The organism is Streptococcus danieliae (genome assembly GCF_025447695.1).
In the GTDB taxonomy this organism is placed as follows: domain Bacteria; phylum Bacillota; class Bacilli; order Lactobacillales; family Streptococcaceae; genus Streptococcus; species Streptococcus danieliae.
Window position 1 is genome coordinate 1 of record NZ_JAOBSU010000167.1, and the last position, 1,904, is coordinate 1,904.

The following is a 1,904-nucleotide window of genomic DNA, read 5'->3' on the forward strand; positions in this document are numbered from 1 at the left end:
TTTACCGTGGCGATTTTTCTTTTTATACTCTTCTATTCCCTTGGTATGCCTCGGATCAGAGACAACGGGAATGATTCAATTGTATTTCCCCAGGACCAGGCTGCTTTACCTTCCAAGTCCCAGATAAAATTATCAATAACTTTAATCTACTCCAAACCGTACTTACCTTGATAATGCTTTGGGTTGTGGATTACGTCTACCATTCCTAGTATTTTGTGTGTATGGCCCACAGAGAAAATTGAATTACAATACCGACACTGCATGTCACTCCTCCTTTTCATTTCCAGTAAACAGTAGATTAGCAGCTGCCCCTACCAAGAATCCATCCAAAGTATCAAACTCTGCACCAAGCTTACTCAAGGTGATATAGTACAGGAATAGAAAACCGATAGTTCTTAGTAAATCCATTTCACACCTCCACCATCTTGAAATCATAGACAGACGATTTGTTCTCATCCATCCACTCCATTGCTTCTTTTCTGGTTTCGAAATACTTCGAGTCCCGATACTCACCTTGAAACCAGTTTTCGACTAGATAACTCTTTTTTTCTGTCATTGCTTCACTACCTCCACGCTTTTATCTATCCGAACACCAGGAATCACTAAGAATTCATCCCCTACAACAAATTTAACGCTTAAGCTTGAGCTCACATAAATCTTCGCTTTCCGCAACCAGGCAACTTTTACCTGTTTTAACAAATTGGGATCTAGGTATACAGTTTGGTTATCGCTTGAAAATTTCAATAGCTCAACTTTCTCAACTTGATACTCACCTAGATTTTCTGCGGGGAACCAAAAGCCGACTATGGCATTATGTTCAAAAGGTTTACTTTTAAAATCTAGATACTCCATGGACCAGCCAGAAGGTAACTCTCCGAACCAGGCTCCATACTTCCAGACGTATATAGGATTACCTTTGTATCTGTATTGCCGTACTTCGCTTTTATCCTTCCTGTTCTGATTCGCAAATCTTTTAGTTAGCGCCACTAAGAACCTCCTATCTGTGCCTTGACGGCATTCAATAATTCATCTTGACTCTTCTCTTTGCTTTGAAGAACCTGCATCACTCTCTCATCCAGGGTGCCTTTTGCCACTAAATGGTGGATGATAACAGTCTCCGTTTGCCCTTGCCGATTCAATCTGGCATTGGCCTGTTGATAATATTCCAAGCTCCAGGTTAAGCCGAACCAAACAATGATGTGACCACCCTCTTGCAAATTCAAACCGTGGCCCGCTGACTGGGGATGGCATAAAAGTATAGGAATCTCTCCTTTGTTCCAGCGTTCAAGGGAATCCAACTCTTCCGCTTCCTTAAAGCGAGACTTGATTCTTTCGAGATCATGTTGGTACTGGTAAAAAACTAGAATGGGCTGTCCTTGGCTATCTTCTACGATTCTCTCTAAAGCATCGAGCTTGTCGTCGTGTAGCTGAACTACAGACTTATCATCACTATAGATAGCCCCGTTAGCCATTTGAAGCAGTTTGTTGGCAAGAACTGCCGCATTCGCAGCTGTCACTTCCTCTTCTTCAAGAACCAACTCTCGCTCTAGCTTTTTGTACTTGTCGTAATCTGACAGCTCAATCTCCACAACATTATCAATCCGTCCAGGGAGATTCAGGTAATCCTTAGCCTTCATGGAGACACAAATATCTTCTAGCTTGTCGTAGATTTCATCTTCAGCTCCAGGTCTTGGGGTCCAGCTGTAAACGATTGGGCCATTATGCTTATCCGGCGCAAAATAGCGATTCTTATACCTGGTCTGACTTGTTTCCAAGCGCTCTCCCCGGTCCATAAGATAAATCTGGGGCCAAAGGTCAATCAAGCTGTTATACTCATTGAAATTCAAAATCTGAAAAAAGCCATTCTCTATGGACAATAGATTTTAGATCAGACCAATGCAAAT

General features: G+C 42.0%; 3 protein-coding genes and 1 pseudogene. All 4 read right to left on the reverse strand.

What is annotated here, in order from left to right:
• Window positions 1–264 precede the first annotated feature (264 nt).
• Window positions 265–408 (reverse strand): hypothetical protein, encoded by a 144-nt coding sequence (locus tag N4310_RS08280; protein ID WP_262092800.1) that lies wholly within the window; start codon window positions 406–408, stop codon window positions 265–267.
• 1 nt (window position 409) lies between these two features.
• A complete protein-coding gene (locus tag N4310_RS08285; RefSeq protein WP_262092801.1) occupies window positions 410–556 on the reverse strand; it encodes a hypothetical protein in 147 nt (48 codons plus the stop codon).
• The gene (locus N4310_RS08290; RefSeq protein WP_262092802.1) at window positions 553–987 is read right to left on the reverse strand and encodes a hypothetical protein; all 435 of its coding nucleotides are present in this window, start codon (window positions 985–987) and stop codon (window positions 553–555) included. Before N4310_RS08290 ends, N4310_RS08285 begins: the two co-directional genes overlap by 4 nt.
• Window positions 987–1,829 (reverse strand): annotated as a pseudogene (locus tag N4310_RS08295) (helicase-related protein); the annotation flags it as partial. The gene N4310_RS08290 and the pseudogene N4310_RS08295, both read right to left, overlap by 1 nt.
• Window positions 1,830–1,904: the final 75 nt, after the last annotated feature.